Raw genomic sequence first — 26584 nt, 5'->3', positions numbered from 1 at the left:
CCCCTTCCGTTCTTTTAATACGGTACATAGCATCGAAAAATATTCATTCTTTTGAATCTACCACTTTTTCATCGTATCCCAACATGGGGTTATACATCATAATCGCATGATTTTCTGTGATGAATTCATCATCAATTTGTTCACCTTCAAGGTTAAATACTTTTCGATTGATTTGATTGTGCCGAACATAACCACCCCAAAATTCTTGAGTAATACGGTGATCTTTTTCATAAACCTCGTAAGTGTGGATTTTTGGCACTTCAGCTCGCCACTCACCAACTAGATGTGTATCGGTTAAATAGGTCAGCAGTTGATAGCTGTGATTAGTTTCATTTTTTATTTGTAAGTCAAGATAGTTATAAGCACATGTCGCGCCACTTCCAAACGGTTGTTTTCGATTTGAATCAGGGAAAAATCGTAACTATGTCGATACCGTTCCGTAACGGTTAAAGGTGTATGTAGGGTTATCCAATAAATCAAATTCGACAGTTGACAAAGTCCGCCTCCAATTCCAGTCGTGACTTTCCCATAGTGAAGTACCATTCCTTCGACATAGCCTTTTCTTTTGGTAGTAGGCCCAAGTAGCTTCCAATAAGAAAAGGTTTCTCCGGGATGGATTGTAATTTTATTTAATTTTTGGGTCGCGATCTCGAGGTTTTTTATTTTGTTATGCTGTAACCACATATCAACATCCTTAAGCTCTCTTAATAATAGAGATGAATGTTTATGAATGTGGTGTGGGAGCTTCTCTTCTTTAGCATTCGCAAAGGTTTCATCCCCAAAATACCAAATTAAGTAACGTTTTAACCGGTAATACTTTTTACCAGCGTAAATTCTGAGTGGTCCTCTTGGTTTTGGTTTTAATATATTCATGCAATCTACCTTTCTCAGAAAGTATCAAAATAACCGATTGTAACTAAAAACCAAAAAAATAATGTGAAGCCAACAGTTTGAGCAAGGATTACAATGTGCTCCTTCTAATCTGGTTAGATTGATATTGAGTTGTATTAACTGAATTGTACTGAGCAAAAGAGAAACAATGGCAACTATCATATTGAATTTTTTCTTGTTTCGTTCTTTGTCCAGATCTAAACTGAAATAAGGACTTTTTTCTTTTATGTTGAATTTCTTGCGGGTAAATAAATCTACAAGGTATGCAAATGAAATGTAATTCAGACAAAGAAGCAAAGTTTAGATAGCATGATAATCTCCCTGGTAAAATAACTTATATCAATTTTACCAATAATATTAATATTATGAATAATTTATAGGACAAAAAATTACCGGACATGCCGGTAATTTTATTTATCTTGAACTTACGTTTTCTTGGGGATTTCCCGCGATCGCAGTAATGTGGTGTTCCCCATTAGTCTTTTTATCTGTCATAAGGAAAGCTCCCTTCAAATTATCTTGAATCAAGATAATTATAATGCGACTTTTCATATCCTATCAAATATCCATGTTTTTATGGGGAAATTTCATGTATTTACGTGGAAAATATTAAATTTATGGGGAATTTAATTTTTTTATGGGGAAATTATCAGAAATATGGGGAATCGACACATTATGACAAAATTAAAAACGCAGGTAAAAACCTGCGTCAGATTATGATTGATTAATCCACATTTCATAAGGGTGTTCGTCAACATCACTTGGCGTTACATGCTTAATTTCTATTGTTTGCTGGTCTGTCGGCTTCTTTAACTGTTCTAATATATGAGTTGAAGAAAGCCCGTATGGTTCACCATCCTCATACGAATAAGCAAAGTAAATTTTGTCGACATTAGCTGAATGCATAGCTGCCATGCACATCGGACATGGCTGACCACTAGCATACATTTCTGTCCCTTCTAAAAAAGGGGGTTGTAGTTTTTCATTGGCACGGCGTACTGCGAGTAGTTCTGCATGAGCGGTAATGTCATGCGTCACATACGTTTCATTAACACCTGTTGCAATGACTTCACCATCTTTTAACTAATACCGCTCCAAATGGACGTCCACCTGATTTGACATTTTCTTGTGCTAGTTGAATGGCTTGTTTTAGGAACTTTTACTGATACATCAAACTGTCCCCTTTCTACCCGATATAAACATCATTGTATTCATCGGTTCGCCCTAACTTTTTCTTGGCGTATTCGCAAGTTGCTGTAATTTTCAAGTCATTTCCCCGCGCATAATCCACGACAGACTGAACAAGCTTTCCTGCTACACCTTCACCACGCAGTTTTTCCGAAACCTCAGTGTGATCAATTTCAATCGTGTTTGCTCCCTTATCCACAAATGTAATTTCTGCATCTTTATTTCCTGGTTTACCGACATAAAAACCTTTGTCATCTTGTTTGATTTCCATTAAAAGCACTCCTTTGTTTGAATTACGATTTTTACAGTATGCCATTTTGAACCCATGCCATCCCCATCTCTTCAATATATTCGTTTCGGTCTAAGTAATTAAAAATGGCATATGTAACTACACTCATAATCACGATAATGATAATGATCGTTAAGACCAGTTTTTTACCGTCAAACTTCATTTACCATAACTCCTTTTAGATTTCCTTTTATCCATTTTAACAAAAAAGGTGTATTGATTAGTATCATTAGCTAAAGTTAGGAGCATGTTTTTCATTCTTTCCCACAATCGACACAGCGAATATCCGAATCATTTTCTCCATAGACTCGAATTTCTTTCTTTTCTCCACATTGTTCACAAGTAGAAAACTCAATCTGAGGAATCTCTCCATTTTCTACTTTAGGAACCCATTGACTCTCATAGATCTTCTTACTCATGCCGTAATCAATTAAAACTAGTTCACCGCGTTCGTCGATTCCATAATTACTGCTATCCTTGAGATCAAATGCATCGTATACCTCATCTAAAAGCTTAATGGTAGCTTCATAGTTTCTTGGAATAGACCAGTTTCCAGACCGCTTTTGGATATCAAAGGATTGATTATGATGCATTGGAACCTCTCGATAATATTTCTGTAAACAGATATTCTTATCCACATATTCAATCGGCGCAAGCAATCTAGCAAATTCAGTACCAATCAAATCATTATAAATTTCGTATTCACGCCTAGATTGATGATACCCCAATGAATTTAAATGTACCTTAATGACACGGTCGTTCATGCGATAAACCTTTCTTGTCGATCCGATTCCTATAAAGTTTTTCTTTATGCAAATAGTTCTCCAATTATCAATTAACGACTTCATATGTTTTCTCCCATGTCTGGCTATTAGTTAAAAAATGGTGTTGTTTCTATAAAAATAGCCAGAATTATTATAATTATAGCGAGATGTATTAATGAAACTAAATATTCCTTTGTCTTAGAAAGGAATATAATATTGAGTAAAATTTCAAAAGTAAGTGTGATAATGAACATCGCCATTATTAAATTGCCATTATCTCTAATTTCTCCTTGAATAGTTAAGTAAAACAATACAACATTTAAAACTATATTAGCTCCTTGTTCCAACCATTTATACGCTTTAGGAAGATCCTGGCGTTTAGGTTTTTCTATCCCGAGCCACTTTCTAACAGCTTTGTCTATTAAATAAGAAGTTCCCACCAATAAAATTAGGATTAATATGAGTATAAAAAATGAATGGTCACGATTTTTTAAAATACCCTCTTCATCCGTAACCGTCAGATTCGTTATGTATTCTGATACCAATACCTCATCATTTATCGATATAAGGCTTGCTTTTACAGATTGATTATCTTGAATCGATTGTTTAAGTCTGTCTTCATTTACCTGCTGATCAAACTCAACCCTTTCACCTATGATATCACTTGAGTCTGGTTTGAGATCATATATCGTACCCTTTTCCGAAAGAGCTGATCCTTCACCAAAGACAAACTCGTTTTGACCAAGTTGTTTGGACAACCAGTCATCTTCTATATCGATTTTGACATAATAATCAATTTCCTGTTCAGTATGATTATCTATTGAAATACTAAAACCTAATAGTTTTACATGCGAAGATGTATATAGCTCACTATCATTAGTAATGACAACTTCATCTTCCTGTTGACTACAACCAACGAATAAAATGCTTAATAATACGATGAGGGAAAATTTATGTTTCATAGTCTCTCCTTCTTGATAAATAGTTCAACCTAAGTCTACCATATTCTGTATTTCTTGAGAACAATAGAAAAAGCCTGACAAATATCAGGCTTCTATCCTTTCAATCCTGGATTCACATTATTTGGGATTGGACAACTATAGTGATGTTTTCCAGCAACTTGACGATCTTCACCTTCGCTTTCAAATCTCCATTAATACGTTGACCTTACATTGATTAATAATTAAGTAAGCGAATTTATCACTTTTTATCATTGATTGTTATTTCTTCACATTCTTAATTATGTACTGTCACTTTATTCTTTTAACTTCTTATAAGTATGTCTTTTAAGAAGTTATTACGAATAAAATTTCGGATTTACAATAATTTTATTTTAATGGTAAAACTCCCCATTTTTGAAAAATAGATATTTGAAGGAATTCATGATATGAAAGTTGTATATATTAAATTGAAAAATAAAATAGGAGCGGATTTTTTTGAATAAAAAAGTAACTATAAGTTTAATTGTGGTTGGCATGGTATTGATATTATTTTACTTGTTTTCTACAAATATGAATAATAAGGAATCGACACTTAAGCAAGCCATAGAAAATATAGAAGAAATAGATAATAAAGAAAGTCAAATCAATCAGATTGAATTGCAAAAAATAAGAAATAATTCTAAATTCACTTTAACTATAAAAAGCGAAGAAGATATAAATGAAATTATTAATAAATTTGAGAACATTCAACTAATAGAATACCATGGTAATACAGAGTCCATTGATTTTGTCAATGAATTCAAAATAGATCTTCAATATAAAGGAAATCTTAATACTGATTTTTATGTCTTAAAGAATTATATACTATTACGCGATCCAAGATTACATCAAGATTATAAAATAGTAAATTCTAATACTCTCTATAATTTTTTAAGTAATCAAGTGTATGAATGGAAAAATGTTAATGATCAATAAGGGGTTACTATGATTTTGTTCATTTAAATAGAACTATAAAATAAATTAAAAAGGACATTTTGCGACCTAAAACCTACAACCCCAAATCTGACTGATCAATGTGCCGATTTGAGACACCGCTTACCATGTATAAAGAGCCTTAACGATCCAAGCATATCGTTAAGGCTTTAGGACTTATCCTTTTTAAACATATAACGAAACAAACCAAATCCTGTTCCGCTATCTTTACTTTTATGGTAGTCTATAAAAATACCTATTAGTAAATAAACCAAAATACATCCTATCGTAAGCTTGCTAGAAATATTAAAATACGTTTCATAACTCATTGTAAAAATGAGTCCGTAAAGTACCAACCCAACATTTGACCAAGCGACAATATGAATCATACTTTTTAAGAACGGCATTCTTTGACCTCCTAAAAAACTTACAACAACCCGAAAAAGTCTGTCGTAAATAATATAACAAGAAAAGCAACATATACAATGATATTCGAAATTGAAATAATGTAACGTCGTGACTCGCGATCATATTTCAATTCCATCACCATATCGACAATTGAACTGGCGATTGGATATAACATAATTAAAGTTATTGGGATAAAAATGATGATCTGTCCGAGTATGTATAAGGTAAAAATAATTAGTAAAGCGATTCCAAACGTAAAAATAAATTGCTTATAACGCTGCTTGTGTTGATCGTTGATATAACGTTTTTCGCGAATCGGTATGTTTAATAGTTTTGTTAAACCAAATTCAACGGCGAATGCTGCTATGAACAAAACGCCAATGATAATGACGATGTCGATAAAATTCATATAGTCAACTCCTAGATTTCGTTATTCCGTATTCGTTTCAAATAATTTCGAACATATTGTTCCTCTTTTTCATTATAATGGTAGTCAAGCATTTCTGCATTATGTTTTGCTACATCGTGGAATAAGTCAGCCATTAAATAAAGGGTTTGCCAGATTTGTTCGATATCCACGGTTGGATAAGTTTCTAGCAATCGCTGCCACGTCGTTTTATCAAGATAATGACGGAGCTCCTTGCTAAATTTCCCCATACTAATTTTAAAATCATGCTCAATTCCGACTTTCCAATCTAGCATTTGTATAAGGGCCGCACGCACGGGACCGTCTAGCATACCTTTAGCATATAAAACTTCCTCACGCCACAGTCCTTTTGCAACATAAAGTGAAACCCACCAATATTCATTACAACATGATAAAAATTCCGCTTCTGTTGGCTTTTTAACGTGATAATCCCGGTCGTTTGGCGGGTCGATTTTCGGTAACTGATCATCTTTATCTAGTAATATCTTAGTTAAGCTTTCTTGTTTTTCCATAATATCAGAGACGTTTTGACTAGGAACAAGCGTCAAGTCAATCCGATTCCCATCCTCAAACTGCATCAAATAAGCAAAAGCTTCACGCGGTTCATCCTTTGGCCACGCTGATGCATCTGGCATTTGCATGATGATTCGCTCACCAAATCGGTCGACCCAGCTGTGACCCGCTGTAAACGATGACACATCCGTTACGGCATAGACAATATCGTAGTCTTGAAAAATATCTTTCTTCGCGTTTGGATTTGTCCGCGAACCATTCATCCAAACAGCTCGAATACGGTCATCTTCCCTCGCCGTTCCTAAAATCAAATCCATCATCTCTTTTTCAGAGCGCATAGTATGACTCCTTTTTAATCTCATAATCGATTTGTAAGAAAGGTAACCCGAAAATCCTCATACGGTGCGTTGCCTTAAGCTCGCCCATTTCAATCTCTTCTACCTCAAACCGCTCATGAATGGGAAGTTTCATAAAAGATTGGCGAAACGCTAAGTAAATTCCAACCTCCTCACTTGATAAAACTAGTTTTTCGCCCTGTTTGCTTAGATCCAGAATACCGATCATAGATGAACCTGGCAGAGGCAAAGCAATATTCATGTATGTTTTTCCATTCGCTTGATGCTCAGAATATAAAGCAACGAATGTGGTGTCATCGTTAATTTGTCTTAGCCACGCCCGGACCTTTTTCCGTTGGTCCAACTCACTCTTAATCGGTAAAACATCCCCCGTCATCTCAACGGTTTCACTAGATAACGGAAGATTGATTTGTTGCGTTTTACGACTGAATAATCGATAAACAGCGGCAAACGGTTTGAACCATGGTTTCCATTGGACTCGTGCAAATAAGCGATAGGCCGTCGTGTTCTCGTAAAAATCCACAATGGATGGTGCTAGTTCTAAATCATAAACGCTCATGTCATCGACTAGCCCTTTGACCGACTCTTGTTCATCTATTTTACCGTTTAAAAATAATTCACCGACCTTCCAGCTTGCGCGAAGTGGACTAACCGGAAAATCTGGTGTTTTGACGTTTGTCAGTGGCACGAAAACGGTTGAGACGATCACACCAGTTCCTGCAAAAACGACAGCATTAATCAATCCATGGAACTGGAGCATAAAATCAATCGTTATCACGTACATTCCTGACCAATTTCCAAAGGCGTATATTAGAGAAAATAATATCGTCACACCTAGTGCTAGAAATGAGATCCGGAGAAGCCATTTTTGCCAAGAACTTTGAAATGGTGCTTTAAAGCTTAGAACGATAAACCCATAAATGCCTATGATGTAAATGATAACCGACACAAGCTCAAGAAACGTCGAAAACGTAATTCCGAGCGCCACAAAAACAGGAGCTATGATAATGGCACAGGCCAAAAGATGATACCCTTTAGGTTTATAGATTCGCCCAAGAATCCCTGCAAAAACTAGGAACATAAAGGCAGCATAATGAAAATGTATACCCGTTAACCACGTGATGATTGGACTGAAGCCGGTATCAATGCCCGCTTCTGAAGCCCAAAACCACATTCCGCCAATCGCTAAGAACATCATGGCCATATCAATCAAAATTTCCTCCATATATATGAAGCCTCTATTGAGAAATCGTTTTATACCATGGAAAGCAACTACAATCGTGAAAGCGAAATAAATGGTTGCGAGTAATAAGTCCCCTGACGTTTGTGAAGTCAATTGCAAGACAATTACCGAAAGAAAAGCAGGAATAGCAAACCAGACGATGGAATTATTTTTAATAAATGAACCGAGAACAAGCGGTACATAAACAAGCTGAGCGACAGTTAATAGTAGATAATACCACTCATGCGGCGTAAAGATAGCGATCATCACTAAGATAAAAATGTTAATGAGTCCTGATTTATGTAAGTTCGTCACTTGTAAACGCCCCTTCATAAGCAAAAAGTTGACCGATAATCGAATTGCGAACTCTAACCGAAATTTCGAATTGTTTTGTCCTATCATTAAATTGTTCGGTTACGGTTGCCTGACCTTGAAACCATTTTGGAAGCGGAACTTCGATTTTCCCCAATACTAGGTGTTGTTTACTCGATTTAATAGTAAGAGCGCCATCGACTACCTCGAAAACAAGATCAGAATATAGCAATGGTGGTTCTCCGAGATAGTCCTCGATGACTTGTCGCCTCGAATCTAAGCTCATTAACGCATTGAAATATCTTGTTTGATTAGAAAAAAGGAACGCTCGCTCCCAGTGAATTTGATGGCCTTGCTCACGAGGCGTATTCACTATCGTAAATGGGATCTCCTCTCCCTGTTCAGGGAAAAGTAGTTTGCGACGAATACCGAGCTTCATGATAGGCAGAAGTATTCGTGGACCACCCTTAATTGTTTTCATCACACCCCGTGCTTTAAATGTCTGCTCCCCCATCATCTCATAACGTTTTTGCAGCATCGGATGTAGATTATAAAATTGTTTCCCAAGTACTTTTTTGTAAATGGACATGATGTGCTCCTTAAACTTTATTAATGTCGTTTTCGTTTACAATGTCTAGCTGTTGGAACATCCTTGCTAACCATCAATCCAACGGCAGATAAAATGACTAAAGCCAAGTTAAATGTCAGCGGATTAAATGGATGTGTTAAATTATCCAGTTCAGCCATAATCGCCGCTAGCGCCAATAATGGAAAAGCAATCAACTGAAGGACAAACAAGTGCCGTTTTTGACGATAAAATAGCCAAAGTAGTCCAAATAAAATCTCTAAAGAACCGATGACAGTGTTCAGCCAGATAGCCTGACTGTCCGTTAATGAAAGTGCCCCAGTCGTCATCGATATTTCCACCGGGTGCATAAACAATAGCTTCGGCACTAGCCCGTGATAGATCCAGACGAAAGAAAACAAGAGAGCAATCAGCCACGTACTGAAAAAACGTATATACTGATGTGCGGGGGCTTCTCCTTTTTCTAACCAGCGCCTGACGACATCAAAACTTAAGGCCGTTCCCCAACCCATCATCGGGCGAAACACCTTGTCAACCAGACATCCAAACAATCCCCAACGCGTATCATAATCATATTGTGTTAGAAATTGAATCGTTCCATCTGATTGCGGGTTATATTTCCAATAGCCACGTCCTTCTTCAATCAGTGAAATTTTTTGATCAGTACCAAAGTGGAGAGACGATGTTTTCGATCCATCCTTCGCACCATGAGTACCGACACTTTCACCCCAACCTTCCACAGCAATCCCAAAGCCGATATTCGTTTTATAATGAAACCGTTGTGGTTCGTCTTCTTCTTTTGGTAAATAAGTAATAGAAGAAAATCGCAAATCCCATTGTTCATGCTGATTCGGCGTTTGCGTTGCATCCCAAAGCTTATCCATTTCTGCACGAATAGGAATTTCCACGTAAATCGGATTTTTAACCATAAGCTAACCCCCAAATATCTCTTTCTTCAATTATATCAAAAAAGGATTCTCACCTGCTTGTCTCGTATATGTTTGATAGGAGAAAAAGGAGGAGCCTTCTATATGAAAGGGACAGAAATTACACGGGCCTTTAAACTGTGTGATGAGCGTGGAAAATTGAATCGCGAAAGCGTGGGATGGTCACGCCATCCGATGATTTATTGTAATTTGCGAGGAAGTTTTCTTAGGAAAAAGAAATGGAATTATTGGTGTGTCACATCACATGACGCCTTATTCTCGATTACCGTATCGCACTTAGATTATGCGGCGGTCGTATTTGCGTATGTGCTTGATTTAAGGTCCCATCGATTTGTTGAAGAGTCCATTATGATACCTCTAGGTAGAAGCATTCATATGCCAGATAATGTGCAAGAAACGATTACATTGGAAACACGCGGTGTCTGTGTTGACATCAAGGAAAACAAAGCAACAACGGATATTCAACTTTACTGGCCAAAATTTCATAAAGAGGAACCCCTTGAAGCCCAATTAACCGTTGAACGCATGCCTCACCAAGAATCACTAAACGTGGTAATTCCATGGAGTGATGAACGCTTTCAATATACATCTAAACAGGTTGCCTTACCGGCAGAGGGATTCGTCAATTGGTCTGAAGGTACTTACCAATTCGAACCAACGAGTGCATTTGCTACTCTGGACTTCGGACGCGGCAAATGGCCCTATCGTTCAAACTGGAATTGGGGAGCCGCTTCAGGGATGACTGATGGATATCGAGTTGGTTTAAATTTTGGCGGACAATGGACGGAAGGCACTGGCCAAACAGAAAACGGATTCATTATCAACGGCCGATTAAATAAAATTCACGATGAAATAGATTGGATCTATGACAAAAACAACTATTTAAAGCCTTGGATCATCCACTCGCCCAATGATAAACAAGTTAAGCTAATGTTTGAGCCCATTTTCGAACGCGTTTCTAAAACGAATGTAGGCCTGATTAAATCGAACGTCCACCAATTGATTGGGTATTATAATGGTACGATAGAAGCTAATGATGGTCGGTCGATTCAAATCAATCAATTGTTTGGTTGGGCAGAGGATCATCAGGCGAGATGGTGATAATCCTTCTCGCCTCTTTTCTTATACTTGTAGTTAACCTCTGAATATCGTTTTTTACCTTCATATCGCGCAACGGGGGTTATTATTAAACTAAAAGCAAAGGTTATTATTAAAATAATTTGGGTAACCTCAAGAAGTTGAAGCAATATATCAAACAGATTACCACCTTCAACTATTAATTTTTGTAAGACCCAACCCCCGATTGCGATTAAAGTAAATTTAAACCATTCACGTAAAAAGTGATAAATGAACCCCTTATCACGTAATTTCGGCCACTTCCGATGAAAACGCCGATCGAAGTAATCATTATGGGTTAGACGAATGATACCAAAAATACTCATCAACACAATGATTGCTATATATAAAAAAGAATTAGCTAACTCAATATATAACGGTAGAAATAAAGCTGCTATTGATACCAGTATCAAAAGGACTAAACGTTTTTTATGATGTCCTAGCATAAAATCATCCTAACTAATAGCGTTCTACTATTCATTAAACCTTTCAAACTTTACCCATTCCTTAAATTCATTTAGTTTTTTACTAGATGGTAATTCATTTATAATTTTTATCCAGAGATCTGTTATCTCATCATAAACATATTTAACATATTCATCACGATTTGGCTGTATTTCTAAGATAATACTCAATTCATTCTCAAGTATTTTGGCTATACTGACAACTTCAGATACATTATCATTTTCCAACGCCTCTGACATCCCGTATAGTCTGTCACCTATTATGAAGTTATAAAAATCTCGTTGATTATAAAAATCAAATGCACGTAATCGACTGTCCTTATCAAAATACTCTTGTACATAGTTATTCATGAGAAAATTCATATTCTCGATTCCTTCTAGGTTGCGTTGTGCAGCTTTAATATGACCATCAAATGCATCATTATGGTTAGGTTTTTCTATTATTAAACTCATTTCTCTTTTAATAGACTTAATATTATCATTTATTTTCATTACATTATATTTATACGTACGTTTGTTTAATTCCATGTAATCATTGGCCTTAACGTAAAAATAGATATTCAAAATAACTGATATGATTAATAGAATAATTAACAATCGAATACTATAGATTTTTAATTTTTCTTTTCGCAACTATTTTTCTCCTCTCTATACATTACCAATGACTCTATCACTTCAAAGTTTAGCTCCATAAATACATACATTGCATTTTCATCAGTCGTGTCAAACTCACCTTCTAAATTTTGAATACCTACTTTCTTAGCAAAACTCCCTTGTTTCAATACCAATTGGGGTAATAAATATAAATGTGTTTCATCACTTACCCCACACCATCCCAATTCAAGTGTTTCATTATCGCAATTATGTAAAAAAGAATAGGCTACTATTCTGTCTTCTTCATCCAAGGCTATAAAACTTCCATTCATGTTAACGTCACTAGCAAAAATTAATCCTTCCCATTCTGAATGCGATCGTTTTGCAACAGGGTTATCAATGTGTACTTTTTCGTAATTGGATTTGACTAGTTTAACGAGATCACTTTTTAATAAACCAATTTTATGTAATGGAATGACCTTCTTATTAATTTGTTGATCAATCATGGAAGTTCCTATGTTAAACCTAGCAATATATGTTTTTCTAACTCTAACAAAATCCAATGCTTCGAAAAAGTTAATAGCCCTTTTATCAGATTCATCAACTAATGATTGTAATGGCTTATCTGCATCAACTTTAGAGAACAAATAATTTTCAGTATCATAAGGTGCATTTGGATCGACGACTAACTTAACATAAGTACAATAGGGGTGAAATTCATTTTCCCACGTTATTATTGCACCAACCAATTCCTTATTGTTATAAGCCGGTTGACAGTCTATTAGTGATGAGCTATTTAATAAAGCTCTTATCTCATCTTCTTCCTGATAATTTTTTATTAATGAATCCAATTCAGTTTTATCCATAATATATCGACCTATCCTTTATTTTTCGCATTATTGTATCATAGAAAAGCCATTCATCGATGGTGTGATTTGTTGGCTATAAGTCTGGATTTTTCACTTCAACTTCTGGATTTCTCGCTCTCGGATCAGGATTTTCCATTATCGAGTCTGGATTCTTCGCTTTTAAGTCTCGATTCTCTACTTTAGAGTCTGGAAAAAACCTCCCACTCGGGGAGGTCACCTTACTATTCTTTCATCGTCATAAACTGCCACTCAATGCCAAATTTATCTTTAACTTTACCATAAGCCGGACTGAAAAACGTCTCTTGTAATGGCATGGTCTCTTCGCCTTCACTTTCACGTATTTTTCTAAACATATCGCTTGTTTCATCTTGGTCGTTAGTAACGAGTGCAACCGAAATATGCGTACCTACTTCAATCGGATGATCAGGGTCAGCGTCCGAAAGCATGATATCATTATCAGCAATCTTTAAATTAGCGTGCAATAATAAAGATTCATCACCCTCAGATGAATCGGGTAAATCAGCAAATGTTTTAAACTCTTTAACTTCGGCTCCAAAAACATCTTCATAAAACCGAACAGCTTCAATACCTTGTCCATTGAATAAGAAATACGGATTCATGCCTACAATCATCGAATCACCTCTATACAATTTTTCTTAGTTATAGTATGTACAGTCAGTAAAATCTTACAAGGGGGTCACTTAACTCGATTAATCCCCATTTAATGGGGCATTCTTTCTGCTTGCGAGCGAATTCCTCCGACTGCCGAGCGAATTATCATCTGTGCCGAGCTATAAGCATTCAATCTAGTCGTTTTTAACATGTTATAAATTTTAAAACGTATAATATAATAACATGTCTTAGGAGTTGATGGCGTTTGGGATTCACACATCATTTGGTCATTTTCTTCGTAATCGCCGTTACGACGTTAGTTCTCCGTTTTATGCAACTGAAAATGATGATTCGAGTGGATTTATACATATTTGTGTTCGGTCCACTGCTAGCGTTTTCATTAATATTTGTATTTTTTGCGATGATCAACTTCATGCGTGATATTTTCTGGGATATCGGTCCGATTATGTTTATGTACGCTGTCACTGGCGTTGCGTTCGGATATGCTTGGTCACGTTATTTAAACGGAAGAATATAAAAAAGACCTATCCAAACCGGACAGGCCTTAAGTTTTAACCTTCTTCAAATAATCCTCACTCACTTCCTTGTGACTCCCAATCATTTGATTTGGAAGCTCGCTGACTTCAAAAAACTTCAGGTCCACCGATTCTTCACGAGAGCTTTTTACCCATTGAGGAGTGATGACTCCCCATTAATGAGAGGTTTTTGCCCAATGAGGCGCGCTGAACCCCCATTGACGAGATGTTTTTACCCAATGTGGGGCGATGATTCCCCATTGACGAAAGTTCTTTGCCCAATGAGGGGTGATGAATCCCCATTGACGAAAGTTCTTTGCCCAATGAGGGGCGATGATTCCCCATTGACGAAAGTTCTTTGCCCAATGAGGGGTGATGATTCCCCATTGTCGTTTGGGGCATGCCTTTGATAAGTGTTAAAAACAAAGTCAGCCCTAAACAGAGCTGACTCCTTTCATATTTTCTTCATATTTATAATAATCTTGTTGCTGGAACGTCTTGAACCCTACAGCTTCATATAAATGAAGTCCTCGTACGTCCTCAGTTCCCACTTCAACAAAAATCGTATGCCCGAGCTCAGCTTCTTGCCCGACGGCTTGGATAAGTGCTGATAACCCAATACCCTGCCTGCGGTAATCAGGATCAACCGTAAATCCAAATATATAACTTTCAATTCCTTCCGACTTTATACGAAGCTTTCCGACTTTTTCTCCATCTTCATTTTCAATCATATAAATACGATGACCAGGGTCATTATACAAGGTCTTATTCAATAACCTCGCTTCTTCTTTTTCTAAATTAAAACCCTTTTGATCTAATTCCAGTATGGTTCCGTAATCTGCCTCGACGGCCGGTACTAACTTAACCTGTACGCTAGGCTCTGGGAGATCCTGTTTTTGCCAACGCATTTGATATTCAGAATAAGCGTATGTGGCACCCATTTTCGTTAACGTTTTTTTAGCACAATCTGATTCGGGAGGTGAATTGATATATAGCGTTTGACTTTTACGATTTTGAAGTTCATTTAATACCCGTTGGAAAAGTTCACTAAAAATGCCCTTCTGTCTATGGTCAGGGTGAACCATTCCACACATTTCATATGCGCCACCAACATAATAAAGTGCTAAAAAACCTAATAATTGGTCGCCTTCATAATAGAAAAAGTCGTTGTTTGTGGAAACACGAGATCGGAGGAAGTACCAATTCAATTTCAGTTCAATTCGATCTGTTTGCTCAACAATCATTTGAAGCCGTTCAATATCTTTTAGTTGCCCTTCTGTTAACAAACGCTTTCCCCCTAACTGGAGATTTTATTCTTCCCGGTTAGAATATCTTTTTAACTTTTCTAAGTCAATATATTTGCAACTGATTTATTTAGAAAAAAATTATTATTTTTTTCGCCATAACGTATATTCTAAAATGAGAACGCATGACACAAGCCAGCCTAAGCCTAGCAAGTGACCAGCTATTACATCTGATGCATAATGGACGCCTAAATAAACACGACTAAACCCTATTAGCAAAATCAATATAGAGAGCAGTACTCCAAACAACCACTTAACTGACAGTTGAAGATGGCTACGAATCGTTAAATAAACAATAAATCCATAAAACACCATCGAACCGGTCGAATGACCACTCGGAAAGCTAAACCCCGTTCCATCATAGTGTTCCAATATATTTGGACGTTTCCTTTCAAACAAGACTTTTAAGGTTTTGGTCAAAATACCAATCCCAATAATCGCAACTAAGAAATAAACAATCCTCCATTTCCTACTTCTATAAAAGAAGAATAAAAACGTGCTTAACATGATGGAACACACGGTTATAAACCTGACAGACCCTAGCTCCGTAATGAATGTAAAGACTGAATCTAACGTGCCAGTTGAAACCGCATTTACATATTGCCTTACTTCCCGGTCAAAAAAGAATTTTTCTTCTTCTAATAGGTGATCAGCAAATTCTACAAATATATAAACAGATGATATTATGATTAGGAATAAAATTATTATATAAATATAGGATTTATTTGAAATAAAATTCATTATTTTTTGAATATTCATATTCCACTCACTCCGTATATACTATTATACCCCACTATTAATGGTTTTAAATTTTTAATATAGATATTTTGATAATTACTATGGTATAATAATTTTTGTAAAAATTTTAGACAATCAAGGAGGAACAAATATGAACAAGAAATTTCTAAGCGCTTTCACATTTATTGCATTGTTAGCTCTTTTACTTACCGCTTGTAGTGGTGGAGATGAAAACAATGAGTCAGGCGGTGAAGGTGGTAGTGATGAAGGTTTAGACACTGACATTGCGACAATCGCAACTGGTGGTTCATCAGGACCTTATAATATCATTGCGACAACTCTTAGTGAAATCTACACAGAGGAACTAAATGTTAACTCAAGAACCCAAACAACAGGTGCTTCTGTTGAAAACGTTAACTTATTAAAAGAAGAAAAAGTTGAAATGGCTTTTGTTATGAGTGATACATTAAGTCAAGCTGTAGAAGGCACTCAAAATTTCGATGAGCCGATTGAAAATATTCAACAAATCGCTACATTATATCCTAACTATGTACAGGTTGTAACAACTGAAGACACTGGCATCGAAACACTTAGCGACCTTGAAGGTAAACGTGTTGCAGTCGGTGACCAAAACTCAGGTGTTGAAGTAAATGCTCGTACTTTATTAGAAGGTCATGGTATTACTTATGATGATATTGAAGTCGATTACTTAGGTTATGCCGAGGCAGCAGACGGCCTTCGTTCAGGACAAATTGATGCAGCTTTCCTAACAAGTGGTCTACCAAACTCTTCTGTTTTAGAATTAGCAGAGTCCATTGACCTTAAAATTGTTACAATCGAAAAAGAAAAAGTTGAAGAAATTGCACAGGAAAAAGATTACTTTGTTTCAATGGAAATTCCAGCAGGGACTTATAATAACGAAGAGCCAGTCCAAACTGCTGCTATTATGAACGCTTTAGTCGTTCGTTCAGATCTTAGTGAAGATGATGTTTACAAATTAACTGAAACGCTCTTTAACAGCCTAGACCAATTAGTCAACTCACACCAAGCAGCGTCTGATATTTCATTAGATAGCGCTCAAAAGGGTATGGTAGCACCAATTCACCCAGGAGCAGAACGTTATTACAATGAACAGTAAATGGTTGAGGAGGGGCGCAATTTTATTGGTGCTCCTCTTTTTTCTTTTTTTCCATTTCCCAGTTATCCAAATCCAAACTGACCAGCATACTTACTTCCTTAACGATGATTCATTTACTCTTTCTTGGACACATTCCGTAGAAAAAGAAAAATGGTATGAAAAATATAAAAATCAAAATGGGGAATTAATATTAACAGAGACTTATTTTAAAACATTTGGTGCTGGTGTACCTGCTGAGGGAAAGGATACAGAAGTTGAAGATGGGTTCGTACGTATGGAAATCAACCGTCAAATGGATGAATTGAATGTGGTTGTTTCGGAAAACGTACAAACGACCATTGAAACAAGTTCCAAAGACATTCCGTTATATCAAATGGTCGAACCTTATAGTGAGGTCAACATCACGACGCGGAATATTCATCTCTGGAACATTTTTGGAGGGGAATTCTTATGAGTAAAGATCAAAACGATGTTTCGATAGATGTTAAGGGCAACAACGCACAAGATGTGAATAAAGAAGTACTTGAAAAATATGACCGCGAATCCAAGGTTAGAGATTTCGGGAGTAAAAAACTATTTGCCTGGATCGTCTTTGGAATTGCTGTTATTTATTCTGCCTATCATTTATGGATTCAGTTTAATCCAATTCCAGCCTTACAGCAGCGTTCCGTTCACGTGGCGATTGGGCTAGCTTTAATATTCCTAATTTATCCGACTTTCTCTAAACAAGATCGAACGAAAATTCCAGTATATGATTGGATTCTCTTTGCACTTAGTTTCTACACAGCGATTTATTTAATCTCGGAATACACTGAGATTGTAACTGAGCGCGGTGGAATTCCGAATACAATGGATATTGTGGTTGGAATTTTGGCCGTACTCCTCGTACTAGAAGCAGCAAGACGTGTAACAGGAATCATTTTACCAATTGTTGCATTAGTTTTCTTATCTTATCCATTTTTCAGTCATATGGATTTTCTACCTATGCGACTCACGACACGCGATTTTGATTTAGGGGATATCTTTGGACAGTTATATTTGAAAACAGAGGGGCTTTATTCTACAGCTATTGGTGCTTCTGTTAACTTTATTTTCTTATTCATTCTATTCGGAGCCTTTTTAACAAAATCAGGATTAGGACAATTCTTTAATGATATCGCGATGGCTTTAGCTGGACATCGACAAGGTGGACCAGCCAAAGTTGCCGTGGTTTCCAGTGGATTTATGGGTAGTATTAATGGGGCTGCGGTGGCTAACGTTGTTAGTACTGGGTCCTTTACGATTCCATTAATGAAAAAAATCGGCTATAACAAAAACTTTTCTGGTGCAGTTGAAGCTAGTGCCTCAGTTGGAGGTCAGGTATTACCACCGATAATGGGTGCGAGTGCCTTTATTATGGCTGAAACAACCGGGATAAATTACGGTATTATAGCCCTGGCAGCTTTAATCCCTGCTGTATTGTATTATTTAGCCGTTATTATGCAGGTCCATTATCGAGCAGGTAAACGAAACCTAAAGGGAATTCCGAAGGCCGATTTACCACGTATTAAGGAAGTTATGAAAGAACGTGGACACTTACTTATTCCAATTGTTGGTTTAGTTGTGATGTTATTTCAGAATTTACCGGTTGGAATTGCAGCATTCTGGACAATCGTCCTAACCATTGTTGTGGCATCGTTTAGAAAAACGACCAGAATGTCAATCAGGGATATTTTTGATGCCATGGCACTTGGTGCTCGTCAGTCACTAACCGTGATGATTGCCTGTGCTGTTGTTGGGATTATTATCGGGGTTGTTAGCTTAACAAGCTTTGGTACGGTTATGACTTCTTCAATCCAGAGCTTAGGTGCAGGTTCATTATTCTTAACTCTGTTCTTTACAATGCTAGCATCCATGTTACTTGGTATGGGATTACCATCAATCCCTGCATACATCATCACAGCTACAATGGCTGCACCAGCGTTAGCTGAATTTGGTATTCCTGTATTAATTGCACATATGTTTGTGTTCTACTTTGGTATTTTTGCTAACGTCACACCACCTGTCGCTTTGGCAGCTTTTGCTGGAGCCGGTGTTTCTGGAGGAAATCCGATGAATACAGGATTCCAAGCCTTGAAGCTGTCGTTAGCAGGTTTTATCATTCCGTACCTATTTGTGTACGAACCTTCATTATTAATGATAGATATTGAAGGCCTATCCACAAACGCAACTGAATTTCCATTTCCACCAGTGACGGATATTATTCTCAACATTGGTACTGCGATCATTGGTATAGTTGCATTAAGTTCAGCATTAGAAGGATTCTTTAAAACATTTATGAACCCTATCCTTCGAGCCATCTTACTTGGAGGAGCCCTATTATCGGTTATACCAGGTCTTAATACAGACTTAATAGGGTTAGCGATCATCTTAATCATTTTGACAATCAACGTGATCAAACATAGAAAACAAAAAGCTCAAGTAGCTTAAAAAATCACGCGCCGCGGCGCGTGATTTTTTAATCATAAAATGTCATATGCTTTTTTGATTCGCGATAATAGTCCATTCGATCTTCTAATGTTCCTGTGTGAAATTCAAACTTATGACCATCAGGATCTGTAAAATAGACCGAACGTTTATCGCGTTCATCTCGTTCACGCCCAGGTAAAATGTTAACCCCCAATTGTTTCAACTTCTCAACAGCATTATCAAATTCGTCATCATCTATGGAAAAAGCAATATGCGTATACGACTCATAAATCTCTTGACGAGGAATACCCTTTTCCTCATTTAAAGCAAGCCATAAACCATTTAAATCAAAATAAGCTGTCGTACGACCTTTAACCAATAATTTAGCTTCAAAAACGTCCTGATAAAACTTAACCGATTGTTCTAAATCTGATACTGAAAATAACAAATGATTAATACCTTTTAGGTTCATACTAATTGTTGCACCTCTTTCAACACTTCACGCGCAAATTGATAGTACTGCGTATGAGGATATGTTTTTAAACTTTCAACAGCCTTTTCTGCTTCTGTCATAGCTTTGTTGGTATCCCCTAACTGGTGATAGCAATATGCGCGATAAGAATAAGTAATATCACGCAATGAACGGTCCATAGGGTGATCTTTTACAAACATCGAACGTAATTGATCATGGAAAAGTGGGAGTGCCTGATTTGGCTGTTTTAGTTTTGTATAACAGCGTGCCTTTTGGTCATTAATGTGTTCTTGATATCCCTTAAGTAGTTCAGGACTGAGATTGAATTGGCTATTTATTTGACCCTCTAATTGCTCACAGGTTTCAAGTGATAACGTTGGGTTATTTTCAAAAAACTCCTGGTAATGAGCTTGAATGAGCATTTTTTCTGTATACATATTATTATTTTCCGTTAATTCAATAAATTTCTCTATTTGTTCTAGATGTTCTCGAGCCTCGTTATTTCTTCCTTCATTATAATGTAATAACACGGCCGTGTTATGTAAGTTATAAAAGTAATCAAATACCAATGTTTCCTTAGAATATTTAATAGCCTCATCAATGATTTGTAGGGCCTTTTTACTATTACCAAGACCAGATTCAGCATCTGATTGCATACTTTTTAAGTGAATGTTATTCCTTATTAACTCCCGACTGTCCTCATATGACTCCATCTTATCTAACAAGCTTTCAATGAGTTCTAATGTTTTTTGATAATGGGCTTGAGAATACTCCACTCTAATTAAAAATAGCTCAATCTTAATAGCATTCTCATCCATCTGTAACAATTCATAGATTTCCTTTGCTTTGATAGCTGGATCATGCCAGTCGCCATAAATCACCCACTTCTCAGCATAAGGTTCCATTTCGTAGTAGAAAAATAAAACCTTAGCATACCATTCGTATATTCGGGCGGACTCATAGTTATGAGACAATTTAGGTAGGACTTGCTTAATCCGTTTAATCACCTTTTGGAAGGCAGCCTCGCCATAAACGTATAGTTCTTGTAGCTCATATAATACATCCCTTAAATTTTTACGGTTCATTTCACCCATTAACTCCGCTGCATCCACATCTAATTTCTTAGCAATATGCTGTAGCGTTTCGACGGTTGGTTTTGTTTTACCGTTTTCAATTAAACTGACCATAGCTGCAGACAAGTGATTTCCCGCTAATTGCGTCAAGGTTAATCCTTTTCCCTTACGCAACTTTCTAACATGCTCACCTATATGGTCCATACAACCCCTCTTTTCTTAACAAACCTTATCTTTATTTTAACTTATTTAAAATTTTTTTAAATATATTTACCCTACAAAATACGCCATAATATGATTTTCAATGATTTATTAACCAAACAACTGTTGACTTAATTTTAAATATATTTAAAATATTAATTAAATATATTTAAATAAATGATGGAGGATTTCATGATTAAACGTAATATGAGATTAATTGTGAGTAATCAATTCTTTACAACACTCGCTGATAGCATGTTTGATATAGCGATATTATGGTATGTTTATCAATTAACCAACTCGGCGTTTTTCGCAGCAACAGTTATGGCGATTACGACGTTAACTAATGTTTTAGTAGCGCCGGTTATTGGTGTTTTTCTTGATCGCAAAGAACCAAAAACTTCCATGCAAATTGGCTACGCCTTTATGTTTTTAATTGGGATCATGTTGGCAAGTGGATATTTTATTCAATTAGATAGTTTAATTTTTCTAATATATGTATCGATTATCTTACAACATGTATGTATGATTTTCGTGGGTCCGGCAGAAAACAAGCTTCTTCCTCGGATCGTTGGTGAGAATAGAATTGTTAAAGTAAATGGTTACATTACATCCACAAGTCAAACGAGTAAATTGATCGGGCAATCAATTAGCGGCTTTGTGATTGGACTAATTGGATTCATTGGTGTCATGCTTACTCATTCCTTCTTCTATTTGTTAGCTAGCATATTATTGATATTTGTAATCAATATATCACTGGAACAATCAGTTGAAGAGAAAAAGACAAGGCCAAGCTTTTTAAAAGAATTAAAATCAGGTTTACATGTACTTAAAAATAATAAACCCGTCTTTAAAATGGTCCTCCTTGCTACAGCATTAAATGTGACAACAATCGCTGGATCACTATTAGTTGTATTAGTCACTAATCAGTATGGGGCGACCGCTATTCAATTTGGTTTGTTAAATGCATCAGGTGCCGTCATTGGAATTATAATGGGTTTACTTGCTAGTAAGATTATTAATCTTACTAGACCATTTATCATAATGACGATTGATTTCATCATAGCTGGTTTAGCATTTATTGGTATGGGAATGACGGACAATTATTATATAGGTTTATTATTTTTCATTCTCATGATTGGATCTGGAACCATTGAGGGAATCATGTATAGTTCCATTCTCATCATTCTTGTCCAAGATGAGTTCAGAGGAAGGGTTGCAACTATTACCGTTGCTCTAGCTTCATTTTTAATCCCACCATTAACGATGCTAGGTGGATATATGGCAGATGTATATCAAGTTTCATACTTATTTTTATTCGCAGGGGCATGGATGGCTTTATGGGCTCTTGTTCCCATACTAGACCGCGATATTCGGTCAATCAATAAGTTACAGGGTGAAGGATAATACTTTGAGTTAAAGAAACACCGAATAATGAAGGAAATGCCAGTTATAAAAGCCTATAAGTTCCAGCTCTTTCCACCCAAGATCAGGCATAAGATCATTAAGTGGCGAGAGGTTCAAAAAACCCTCTCATATAAAGACGAAATCAAAAAACTAAACCCTTCAAAACCAGCAAATGCAAAGCTAAATAAAAGTAAAACTAACGACAAATTTAAGTTAAACTCCTGATCCTTCTTCCAATATTTTATAGCAAATATCGCATAACCGAAACCAATTAAAAAAATAATCGTCCAAGCGATCGAACCTTCTTTAGCTGAGAACATTAGGTATAATAAATATATAAATAACAGTCCTAGAGCCGGGCTATTTTTAAGCCAGACATCTTTGGATACATTTTTTAACGCTTCAAATCGGTCCACGGTGTAATCCCTAGCCTGTTCGACATAATCCTTTATTCTAACGGTGAAATCACTCATGATCCGCTCCTCCTTAAGGGCACTTTACTCTATCATTACCCAATTTTATGTAAAAAATAGCCCCATCATGCTAGATTTGTTAAACTTTAAGTAGAGCTAAGGAGGTCATTAACATGAAAATTGTTTCGATAGAACCAACACCAAGTCCTTATTCCATGAAAATAAACGTGGATGAATCACTCAAAGATGGTCAAACCGAAGAATATAAAATAGATGATGACTTAAGTGATGCACCTAATTATGTCAAAGAACTATTTGCTATTAACGGTGTCAAAGAGCTCTACCGCGTCATTGATTTTATGGCGTTAGAGCGAAACCCGAAAGTCCCTTGGGAAGACATTTTGCCAAAGGTTAAAGAAGTATTAGGATCCACTGAGGATGAAAGCCCTAGCAAAAGTACTAACGATCAGTCTACCGAAGATAACTTTGGTGAGATTAAGGTTTTCATTCAGAAATTCCGTAACATTCCCATGCAGGTTAAGACAGAGGAACAAGAGGAAGAGAAACGCTTTGGACTGGCAGGACGCTTCATGGATGCAGTTATGGAAGCTTCAAAAGATGCTGACTTGTTAGCTGAACGAGAATGGGTGGAGCAAAGTCCTCGCTATGGTGATGCCAATGACATTGGACAAGATGTAGTTGATGAAATTGAAGCGACCTATGACCAGGATAGATTAGATGCACTCATCAAACTAGCCATAAAAGGTAGAGCCCATGATGTAGAAGCCTACCCTCAAGAGAAGCTGACAATCGAAAAATTAGAAGCAGAAGATTGGAAAGATCGCTATGCTGCACTTGATCGAATGCCAGACCCAACCGTCGAAGATTTACCTGCGCTTGATAAAGCCTTAGACGACTCCAAAATGTCTGTTCGACGACTCGCAACAGCCTATCTCGGAGAAATCGAGGATAAACAAGTCCTGCCTTACATTTATAAGGCTATGAAAGATAAAACTGTCACAGTCCGCCGAACGGCTGGAGACTGCCTATCTGATCTTGGATTTACAGAAGCCATTCCCGAAATGATTAAGGCTTTACAGGACAAAAGCCGGATTGTCCGTTGGCGAGCGGCGATGTTTTTATATGAATATGGTGATGACACTGCCCTTCCAGCTTTAGAAGACGCTTTAGAAGACCCTGAATTCGAAGTGCGCATGCAAGCGAAAATGGCACTATCCCGCATCCAAGGCGGCGAAGAAGCAAAAGGATCCATCTGGAAGCAGATGACTGAGATGACGAAGAAGAAAAATAAGTGATGAAATCCTCTCGCTTTTTGGCGAGAGGTTTTATATTAATAACCACAATTATTCAAGATAAGGCTTCATTAAATCTTTATTCGATTGATGAAGCGCATTAACAAGATTAGAATAAGTTTCTATTTCCATGACATTAAAATATAGACTTCTTAAAAAAGCCTTATAATTCATCCTGGAATGAAAATAAGATTGTTGCCCTGTAAGAAAATCGTTAACTAACTCCCCAGCAACATGCTTTATAGACCGTATCATTGTTTGTGTATTTAAACCGCTTGATAAAAGATTCATAACAGTTATCGTCATACGTTCATCCTCATCAGCCGAAAATAACCTTTTGTCAAAACTCATTTTCCAATTAATAGCTATAAAAATTTTCTCCAAATATACTTCAGGTAGGTTCGGTTGTTTTGCCAGCTCAGCGAGTGTATCTGCTACATGAGCAATACTGTGCGCCCAACCTTTACCTTCAACGTAACCACGAATATCCTTTTCTAGCTGTAAGTATTCTAGAAGACGATCGGCAACTTTAATCAATTTCTTCAGATCCAGGAATTGATTTTCAGCATTTTTATGTAAAATGACCGCTATTAACAAACTAGAAAAGGATCGTTTAAATACAGCATCACTTTCACCAATTCCTATTCGATCATACAAAAAATCTTCTCCCATACAAGTTTCCAAAATTTGAATTAGTTCATCATCACTAAAGAGATCGTCTAGTACAAGTTGAACAAATTGTGTATAAATGAGGCCATCCCTTAATTCAGAGTCAGTAGAACCAAGATGGGTTAACATAGCCTTTGTTAATAAATGAAGCTTATCTCTATTTAAATGGTTACGAGATTCCTTTAATTTTAATAATCTACTCTTTAAATCCTGTTCATTCATGCCCCTCACCTAAATTCATCAAATAATCAATTGCCTTTTCAGTAGAATCTATTAAATCTTGATCGCCATTATCTTTTCTAATCGCCAAGGCTCCTTGAAACGCCTCCATCGCTTCCGATATTCTTCCCATTTCCATTAAGCACTTTCCTTTATGTTGGAAGGCAAAATCAAGATAACCGGGTTCAAATTCATAACAATTAAGAAGAGCTTTCTCAAAAAGTTTCAATGCCTTATCGTGTTCGTCTTGATATTTATAGGCTTCACCAAGACGAATGAGTGTGATAATCTCTTCAATTGAATCCGGTGATGCCAATTCAAGCACTCGATATAAATAATGAATGGCATGGTCAGGCTCTTCTTTTACGCGGTATAAATTTCCGAGCGTACCGTATAGGAAGAATTGCTCTCTTTCAACATTAGTCTGATCTAGTAATCCCTCAGCTTTATTGATGATCTCCTGTAGAACTTCTTTATCATTCGCCTTTTCTCGTAAATAGTCTTGTTCATCAAAATAAATAATTTTTTGTAGCCATTTTAGTTGCTCACGTAGTTCGTTCAAAGTTGCATCTCCCCTGCTAAAAATTCCAGCCCCGTTTCCAAAGTTCTGGGATATCTAAGCCTGAATTTTTTAATGCTATATGATATTGCCCTTGGTGAATCCCCTCATGTTGTATGGCAGCCCCAACGACCTCTTCTAATTTTAATAGTTCATCACCCATTTGAATTTGTTTTGCATGTGACTGCTCAACCGTGATGGCTAGGTCTTCGGTACTTCTTTTAAGTTCTAGAAGTAAACCTCTATTTTCCGGTAAGCTACCTGGAAATTCAATTATTCCTGTTTGGATACCATTGGCGTATATATCACGGACGCGAATCATATGGATAAAGAGCTTTCTTAAGGTACCTAAATCCGTTACCAAAGAAGTATCCCAATATTTCTCTGGTATAGTGACCGCAAGCTCATTAGTCATGTTTGCAGCGTATCGAAAGGCATCGGCATTCATGTAGAAATCTCCATACTTTTTGTGATTCCTTCATGAAGACTATCTTCAAACTCCTCTGGATGGTCCCATCCCTCTTTATCCTTACAACCTAAGTAATCGTGGTGGATGATGTCTATGATGTCTCGAAAAATACTTTCGTACATCATATCTCTCCCTTCTTTTACCACCTATCTTA

Annotated in this window: 32 protein-coding genes and 1 pseudogene; 8 read left to right on the top strand and 25 right to left on the bottom strand. The window is 36.6% G+C overall.

Going from position 1 to position 26584, the window contains the following annotated elements; translation table 11 throughout:
* Positions 1-43: 43 nt before the first annotated feature.
* From BLP77_RS07470 to BLP77_RS07450, 6 genes and pseudogenes are all read right to left on the bottom strand, one after another.
* Positions 44-873: pseudogene (locus BLP77_RS07470) on the bottom strand (VanW family protein).
* 732 nt (positions 874-1605) lie between these two features.
* Positions 1606-1929 (bottom strand): nucleoside deaminase, encoded by a 324-nt coding sequence (locus tag BLP77_RS07465; protein ID WP_245686824.1) that lies wholly within the window; start codon positions 1927-1929, stop codon positions 1606-1608.
* A 148-nt stretch (positions 1930-2077) separates the two neighbouring features.
* Positions 2078-2350 carry a GNAT family N-acetyltransferase gene (locus tag BLP77_RS07460; protein WP_093856502.1) on the bottom strand — a complete coding sequence of 91 codons (273 nt, stop codon included), beginning with the start codon at positions 2348-2350 and terminating at the stop codon, positions 2078-2080.
* Between the two features lie 31 nt (positions 2351-2381).
* Entirely contained in the window at positions 2382-2531 is a 150-nt protein-coding gene (locus tag BLP77_RS15805) for a hypothetical protein (RefSeq protein ID WP_176752992.1), read from the bottom strand.
* A gap of 91 nt (positions 2532-2622) precedes the next feature.
* Positions 2623-3216, bottom strand: coding sequence for a hypothetical protein (locus tag BLP77_RS07455; protein ID WP_093856501.1), 594 nt, complete (start codon positions 3214-3216; stop codon positions 2623-2625).
* Positions 3217-3239: 23 nt separating this feature from the next.
* The gene (locus tag BLP77_RS07450; RefSeq protein ID WP_093856500.1) at positions 3240-4094 is read right to left on the bottom strand and encodes a hypothetical protein; all 855 of its coding nucleotides are present in this window, start codon (positions 4092-4094) and stop codon (positions 3240-3242) included.
* 474 nt (positions 4095-4568) lie between these two features.
* On the opposite strand from BLP77_RS07450, the gene BLP77_RS07445 reads away from it, so the two are divergent.
* Positions 4569-5048, top strand: a complete 480-nt coding sequence (locus BLP77_RS07445) for a hypothetical protein (RefSeq protein ID WP_093856499.1) — start codon at positions 4569-4571, stop codon at positions 5046-5048.
* Between the two features lie 167 nt (positions 5049-5215).
* Here BLP77_RS07445 and BLP77_RS07440 read toward each other — a convergent pair whose 3' ends face one another.
* From BLP77_RS07440 to BLP77_RS07415, 6 genes are read right to left on the bottom strand one after another with little or no spacing between them, the layout of a single operon-like run.
* Positions 5216-5452 carry a hypothetical protein gene (locus tag BLP77_RS07440; RefSeq protein ID WP_093856498.1) on the bottom strand — a complete coding sequence of 79 codons (237 nt, stop codon included), beginning with the start codon at positions 5450-5452 and terminating at the stop codon, positions 5216-5218.
* Between the two features lie 20 nt (positions 5453-5472).
* Positions 5473-5862, bottom strand: coding sequence for a DUF4181 domain-containing protein (locus BLP77_RS07435; RefSeq protein WP_093856497.1), 390 nt, complete (start codon positions 5860-5862; stop codon positions 5473-5475).
* 11 nt (positions 5863-5873) lie between these two features.
* Positions 5874-6731 (bottom strand): aminoglycoside 6-adenylyltransferase, encoded by an 858-nt coding sequence (locus BLP77_RS07430; RefSeq protein WP_093856496.1) that lies wholly within the window; start codon positions 6729-6731, stop codon positions 5874-5876.
* Positions 6721-8286, bottom strand: a complete 1566-nt coding sequence (locus BLP77_RS07425; RefSeq protein WP_176752991.1) for a YndJ family protein — start codon at positions 8284-8286, stop codon at positions 6721-6723. Before BLP77_RS07425 ends, BLP77_RS07430 begins: the two co-directional genes overlap by 11 nt.
* Entirely contained in the window at positions 8270-8872 is a 603-nt protein-coding gene (locus BLP77_RS07420; RefSeq protein ID WP_093856494.1) for a DUF4166 domain-containing protein, read from the bottom strand. The genes BLP77_RS07425 and BLP77_RS07420 overlap by 17 nt, the downstream gene beginning before the upstream one ends.
* Positions 8873-8892: 20 nt before the next feature.
* Entirely contained in the window at positions 8893-9798 is a 906-nt protein-coding gene (locus tag BLP77_RS07415; RefSeq protein WP_093856493.1) for a DoxX-like family protein, read from the bottom strand.
* A gap of 102 nt (positions 9799-9900) precedes the next feature.
* Between BLP77_RS07415 and BLP77_RS07410 the strand changes: the two genes are divergently transcribed.
* Positions 9901-10917 carry a DUF2804 domain-containing protein gene (locus BLP77_RS07410; protein WP_093856492.1) on the top strand — a complete coding sequence of 339 codons (1017 nt, stop codon included), beginning with the start codon at positions 9901-9903 and terminating at the stop codon, positions 10915-10917.
* Here the strand turns inward: BLP77_RS07410 and BLP77_RS07405 are convergent.
* From BLP77_RS07405 to BLP77_RS07390, 4 genes are all read right to left on the bottom strand, one after another.
* A complete protein-coding gene (locus tag BLP77_RS07405; RefSeq protein ID WP_093856491.1) occupies positions 10902-11378 on the bottom strand; it encodes a hypothetical protein in 477 nt (158 codons plus the stop codon). The genes BLP77_RS07410 and BLP77_RS07405 overlap by 16 nt on opposite strands.
* 27 nt (positions 11379-11405) lie before the next feature.
* Positions 11406-12029, bottom strand: a complete 624-nt coding sequence (locus BLP77_RS07400; protein ID WP_093856490.1) for a hypothetical protein — start codon at positions 12027-12029, stop codon at positions 11406-11408.
* Complete coding sequence (locus BLP77_RS07395) at positions 12011-12856, bottom strand: hypothetical protein (RefSeq protein WP_093856489.1); 846 nt, start codon at positions 12854-12856, stop codon at positions 12011-12013. The genes BLP77_RS07400 and BLP77_RS07395 overlap by 19 nt, the downstream gene beginning before the upstream one ends.
* Positions 12857-13080: 224 nt before the next feature.
* Positions 13081-13491: a VOC family protein gene (locus BLP77_RS07390; protein ID WP_093856488.1), complete on the bottom strand. Its 411-nt coding sequence runs from the start codon at positions 13489-13491 to the stop codon at positions 13081-13083.
* Between the two features lie 245 nt (positions 13492-13736).
* Between BLP77_RS07390 and BLP77_RS07385 the strand changes: the two genes are divergently transcribed.
* Complete coding sequence (locus BLP77_RS07385) at positions 13737-14009, top strand: hypothetical protein (protein WP_093856487.1); 273 nt, start codon at positions 13737-13739, stop codon at positions 14007-14009.
* Between the two features lie 432 nt (positions 14010-14441).
* Here the strand turns inward: BLP77_RS07385 and BLP77_RS07380 are convergent, their stop codons facing one another.
* Both BLP77_RS07380 and BLP77_RS07375 read right to left on the bottom strand, forming a co-directional pair.
* A complete protein-coding gene (locus BLP77_RS07380) occupies positions 14442-15293 on the bottom strand; it encodes a GNAT family N-acetyltransferase (RefSeq protein ID WP_093856486.1) in 852 nt (283 codons plus the stop codon).
* 102 nt (positions 15294-15395) lie between these two features.
* Positions 15396-16070 (bottom strand): phosphatase PAP2 family protein, encoded by a 675-nt coding sequence (locus BLP77_RS07375; protein WP_093856485.1) that lies wholly within the window; start codon positions 16068-16070, stop codon positions 15396-15398.
* Between the two features lie 130 nt (positions 16071-16200).
* Between BLP77_RS07375 and BLP77_RS07370 the strand changes: the two genes are divergently transcribed.
* From BLP77_RS07370 to BLP77_RS07360, 3 genes are read left to right on the top strand one after another with little or no spacing between them, the layout of a single operon-like run.
* Positions 16201-17187, top strand: a complete 987-nt coding sequence (locus tag BLP77_RS07370; protein ID WP_093856484.1) for a TAXI family TRAP transporter solute-binding subunit — start codon at positions 16201-16203, stop codon at positions 17185-17187.
* Complete coding sequence (locus tag BLP77_RS07365; RefSeq protein ID WP_093856483.1) at positions 17177-17641, top strand: DUF1850 domain-containing protein; 465 nt, start codon at positions 17177-17179, stop codon at positions 17639-17641. Before BLP77_RS07370 ends, BLP77_RS07365 begins: the two co-directional genes overlap by 11 nt.
* Positions 17638-19656, top strand: coding sequence for a TRAP transporter permease (locus BLP77_RS07360; protein WP_093856482.1), 2019 nt, complete (start codon positions 17638-17640; stop codon positions 19654-19656). Before BLP77_RS07365 ends, BLP77_RS07360 begins: the two co-directional genes overlap by 4 nt.
* Before the next feature lie 28 nt (positions 19657-19684).
* Here the strand turns inward: BLP77_RS07360 and fosB are convergent, their stop codons facing one another.
* Entirely contained in the window at positions 19685-20107 is a 423-nt protein-coding gene (gene fosB, locus BLP77_RS07355) for a metallothiol transferase FosB (protein WP_093856481.1), read from the bottom strand.
* Positions 20104-21384: a helix-turn-helix domain-containing protein gene (locus BLP77_RS07350; RefSeq protein WP_093856480.1), complete on the bottom strand. Its 1281-nt coding sequence runs from the start codon at positions 21382-21384 to the stop codon at positions 20104-20106. Before BLP77_RS07350 ends, fosB begins: the two co-directional genes overlap by 4 nt.
* 189 nt (positions 21385-21573) lie before the next feature.
* Here BLP77_RS07350 and BLP77_RS07345 point away from each other — a divergent pair, with 189 nt between their 5' ends.
* Positions 21574-22788, top strand: a complete 1215-nt coding sequence (locus BLP77_RS07345; RefSeq protein WP_176752990.1) for an MFS transporter — start codon at positions 21574-21576, stop codon at positions 22786-22788.
* Between the two features lie 113 nt (positions 22789-22901).
* On the opposite strand, the gene BLP77_RS07340 is transcribed toward BLP77_RS07345, so the two are convergent.
* Positions 22902-23261 (bottom strand): hypothetical protein, encoded by a 360-nt coding sequence (locus BLP77_RS07340; protein WP_093856478.1) that lies wholly within the window; start codon positions 23259-23261, stop codon positions 22902-22904.
* 113 nt (positions 23262-23374) lie between these two features.
* Here BLP77_RS07340 and BLP77_RS07335 point away from each other — a divergent pair, with 113 nt between their 5' ends.
* Positions 23375-24517 carry a conserved virulence factor C family protein gene (locus tag BLP77_RS07335; RefSeq protein WP_093856477.1) on the top strand — a complete coding sequence of 381 codons (1143 nt, stop codon included), beginning with the start codon at positions 23375-23377 and terminating at the stop codon, positions 24515-24517.
* 48 nt (positions 24518-24565) lie between these two features.
* Here the strand turns inward: BLP77_RS07335 and BLP77_RS07330 are convergent, their stop codons facing one another.
* The 4 genes from BLP77_RS07330 to BLP77_RS15800 are packed head-to-tail and all read right to left on the bottom strand — an operon-like array spanning position 24566 to position 26552.
* Positions 24566-25405, bottom strand: a complete 840-nt coding sequence (locus tag BLP77_RS07330; protein ID WP_093856476.1) for a DUF2785 domain-containing protein — start codon at positions 25403-25405, stop codon at positions 24566-24568.
* Entirely contained in the window at positions 25398-25964 is a 567-nt protein-coding gene (locus tag BLP77_RS07325; RefSeq protein ID WP_143001409.1) for a tetratricopeptide repeat protein, read from the bottom strand. Before BLP77_RS07325 ends, BLP77_RS07330 begins: the two co-directional genes overlap by 8 nt.
* 16 nt (positions 25965-25980) lie before the next feature.
* Positions 25981-26409 carry a damage-inducible protein DinB gene (locus BLP77_RS07320; RefSeq protein WP_093856474.1) on the bottom strand — a complete coding sequence of 143 codons (429 nt, stop codon included), beginning with the start codon at positions 26407-26409 and terminating at the stop codon, positions 25981-25983.
* Positions 26406-26552, bottom strand: a complete 147-nt coding sequence (locus tag BLP77_RS15800) for a hypothetical protein (RefSeq protein ID WP_176752989.1) — start codon at positions 26550-26552, stop codon at positions 26406-26408. Before BLP77_RS15800 ends, BLP77_RS07320 begins: the two co-directional genes overlap by 4 nt.
* Positions 26553-26584: the final 32 nt, after the last annotated feature.

Source organism: Tenuibacillus multivorans, assembly GCF_900103915.1.
Taxonomy (GTDB): Bacteria; Bacillota; Bacilli; order Bacillales; family Alkalibacillaceae; genus Tenuibacillus; species Tenuibacillus multivorans.
The sequence above is the reverse complement of the archived record's forward strand: the minus strand, read 5'-3'. Positions and strand labels throughout refer to the sequence as shown.

Excerpts from the sequence above, each read along its gene's own strand:
- BLP77_RS07350 (WP_093856480.1), bottom strand. The coding sequence starts at position 21,384 with ATGGACCATATAGGTGAGCATGTTAGAAAGTTGCGTAAGGGAAAAGGA.
- BLP77_RS07415 (WP_093856493.1), bottom strand. The coding sequence starts at position 9,798 with ATGGTTAAAAATCCGATTTACGTGGAAATTCCTATTCGTGCAGAAATG.
- BLP77_RS07395 (WP_093856489.1), bottom strand. The coding sequence starts at position 12,856 with ATGGATAAAACTGAATTGGATTCATTAATAAAAAATTATCAGGAAGAA.
- BLP77_RS07410 (WP_093856492.1), top strand. The coding sequence starts at position 9,901 with ATGAAAGGGACAGAAATTACACGGGCCTTTAAACTGTGTGATGAGCGT.
- BLP77_RS07345 (WP_176752990.1), top strand. The coding sequence starts at position 21,574 with ATGATTAAACGTAATATGAGATTAATTGTGAGTAATCAATTCTTTACA.
- BLP77_RS07405 (WP_093856491.1), bottom strand. The coding sequence starts at position 11,378 with ATGCTAGGACATCATAAAAAACGTTTAGTCCTTTTGATACTGGTATCA.
- BLP77_RS07365 (WP_093856483.1), top strand. The coding sequence starts at position 17,177 with ATGAACAGTAAATGGTTGAGGAGGGGCGCAATTTTATTGGTGCTCCTC.
- BLP77_RS07455 (WP_093856501.1), bottom strand. The coding sequence starts at position 3,216 with ATGAAGTCGTTAATTGATAATTGGAGAACTATTTGCATAAAGAAAAAC.
- BLP77_RS07340 (WP_093856478.1), bottom strand. The coding sequence starts at position 23,261 with ATGAGTGATTTCACCGTTAGAATAAAGGATTATGTCGAACAGGCTAGG.
- BLP77_RS07370 (WP_093856484.1), top strand. The coding sequence starts at position 16,201 with ATGAACAAGAAATTTCTAAGCGCTTTCACATTTATTGCATTGTTAGCT.
- BLP77_RS07360 (WP_093856482.1), top strand. The coding sequence starts at position 17,638 with ATGAGTAAAGATCAAAACGATGTTTCGATAGATGTTAAGGGCAACAAC.
- BLP77_RS07450 (WP_093856500.1), bottom strand. The coding sequence starts at position 4,094 with ATGAAACATAAATTTTCCCTCATCGTATTATTAAGCATTTTATTCGTT.
- BLP77_RS15805 (WP_176752992.1), bottom strand. The coding sequence starts at position 2,531 with ATGAAGTTTGACGGTAAAAAACTGGTCTTAACGATCATTATCATTATC.
- fosB (WP_093856481.1), bottom strand. The coding sequence starts at position 20,107 with ATGAACCTAAAAGGTATTAATCATTTGTTATTTTCAGTATCAGATTTA.
- BLP77_RS07375 (WP_093856485.1), bottom strand. The coding sequence starts at position 16,070 with ATGAATATTCAAAAAATAATGAATTTTATTTCAAATAAATCCTATATT.
- BLP77_RS07420 (WP_093856494.1), bottom strand. The coding sequence starts at position 8,872 with ATGTCCATTTACAAAAAAGTACTTGGGAAACAATTTTATAATCTACAT.
- BLP77_RS07390 (WP_093856488.1), bottom strand. The coding sequence starts at position 13,491 with ATGATTGTAGGCATGAATCCGTATTTCTTATTCAATGGACAAGGTATT.
- BLP77_RS15800 (WP_176752989.1), bottom strand. The coding sequence starts at position 26,552 with ATGTACGAAAGTATTTTTCGAGACATCATAGACATCATCCACCACGAT.
- BLP77_RS07460 (WP_093856502.1), bottom strand. The coding sequence starts at position 2,350 with ATGGAAATCAAACAAGATGACAAAGGTTTTTATGTCGGTAAACCAGGA.
- BLP77_RS07330 (WP_093856476.1), bottom strand. The coding sequence starts at position 25,405 with ATGAATGAACAGGATTTAAAGAGTAGATTATTAAAATTAAAGGAATCT.
- BLP77_RS07335 (WP_093856477.1), top strand. The coding sequence starts at position 23,375 with ATGAAAATTGTTTCGATAGAACCAACACCAAGTCCTTATTCCATGAAA.
- BLP77_RS07435 (WP_093856497.1), bottom strand. The coding sequence starts at position 5,862 with ATGAATTTTATCGACATCGTCATTATCATTGGCGTTTTGTTCATAGCA.
- BLP77_RS07440 (WP_093856498.1), bottom strand. The coding sequence starts at position 5,452 with ATGCCGTTCTTAAAAAGTATGATTCATATTGTCGCTTGGTCAAATGTT.
- BLP77_RS07320 (WP_093856474.1), bottom strand. The coding sequence starts at position 26,409 with ATGAATGCCGATGCCTTTCGATACGCTGCAAACATGACTAATGAGCTT.
- BLP77_RS07430 (WP_093856496.1), bottom strand. The coding sequence starts at position 6,731 with ATGCGCTCTGAAAAAGAGATGATGGATTTGATTTTAGGAACGGCGAGG.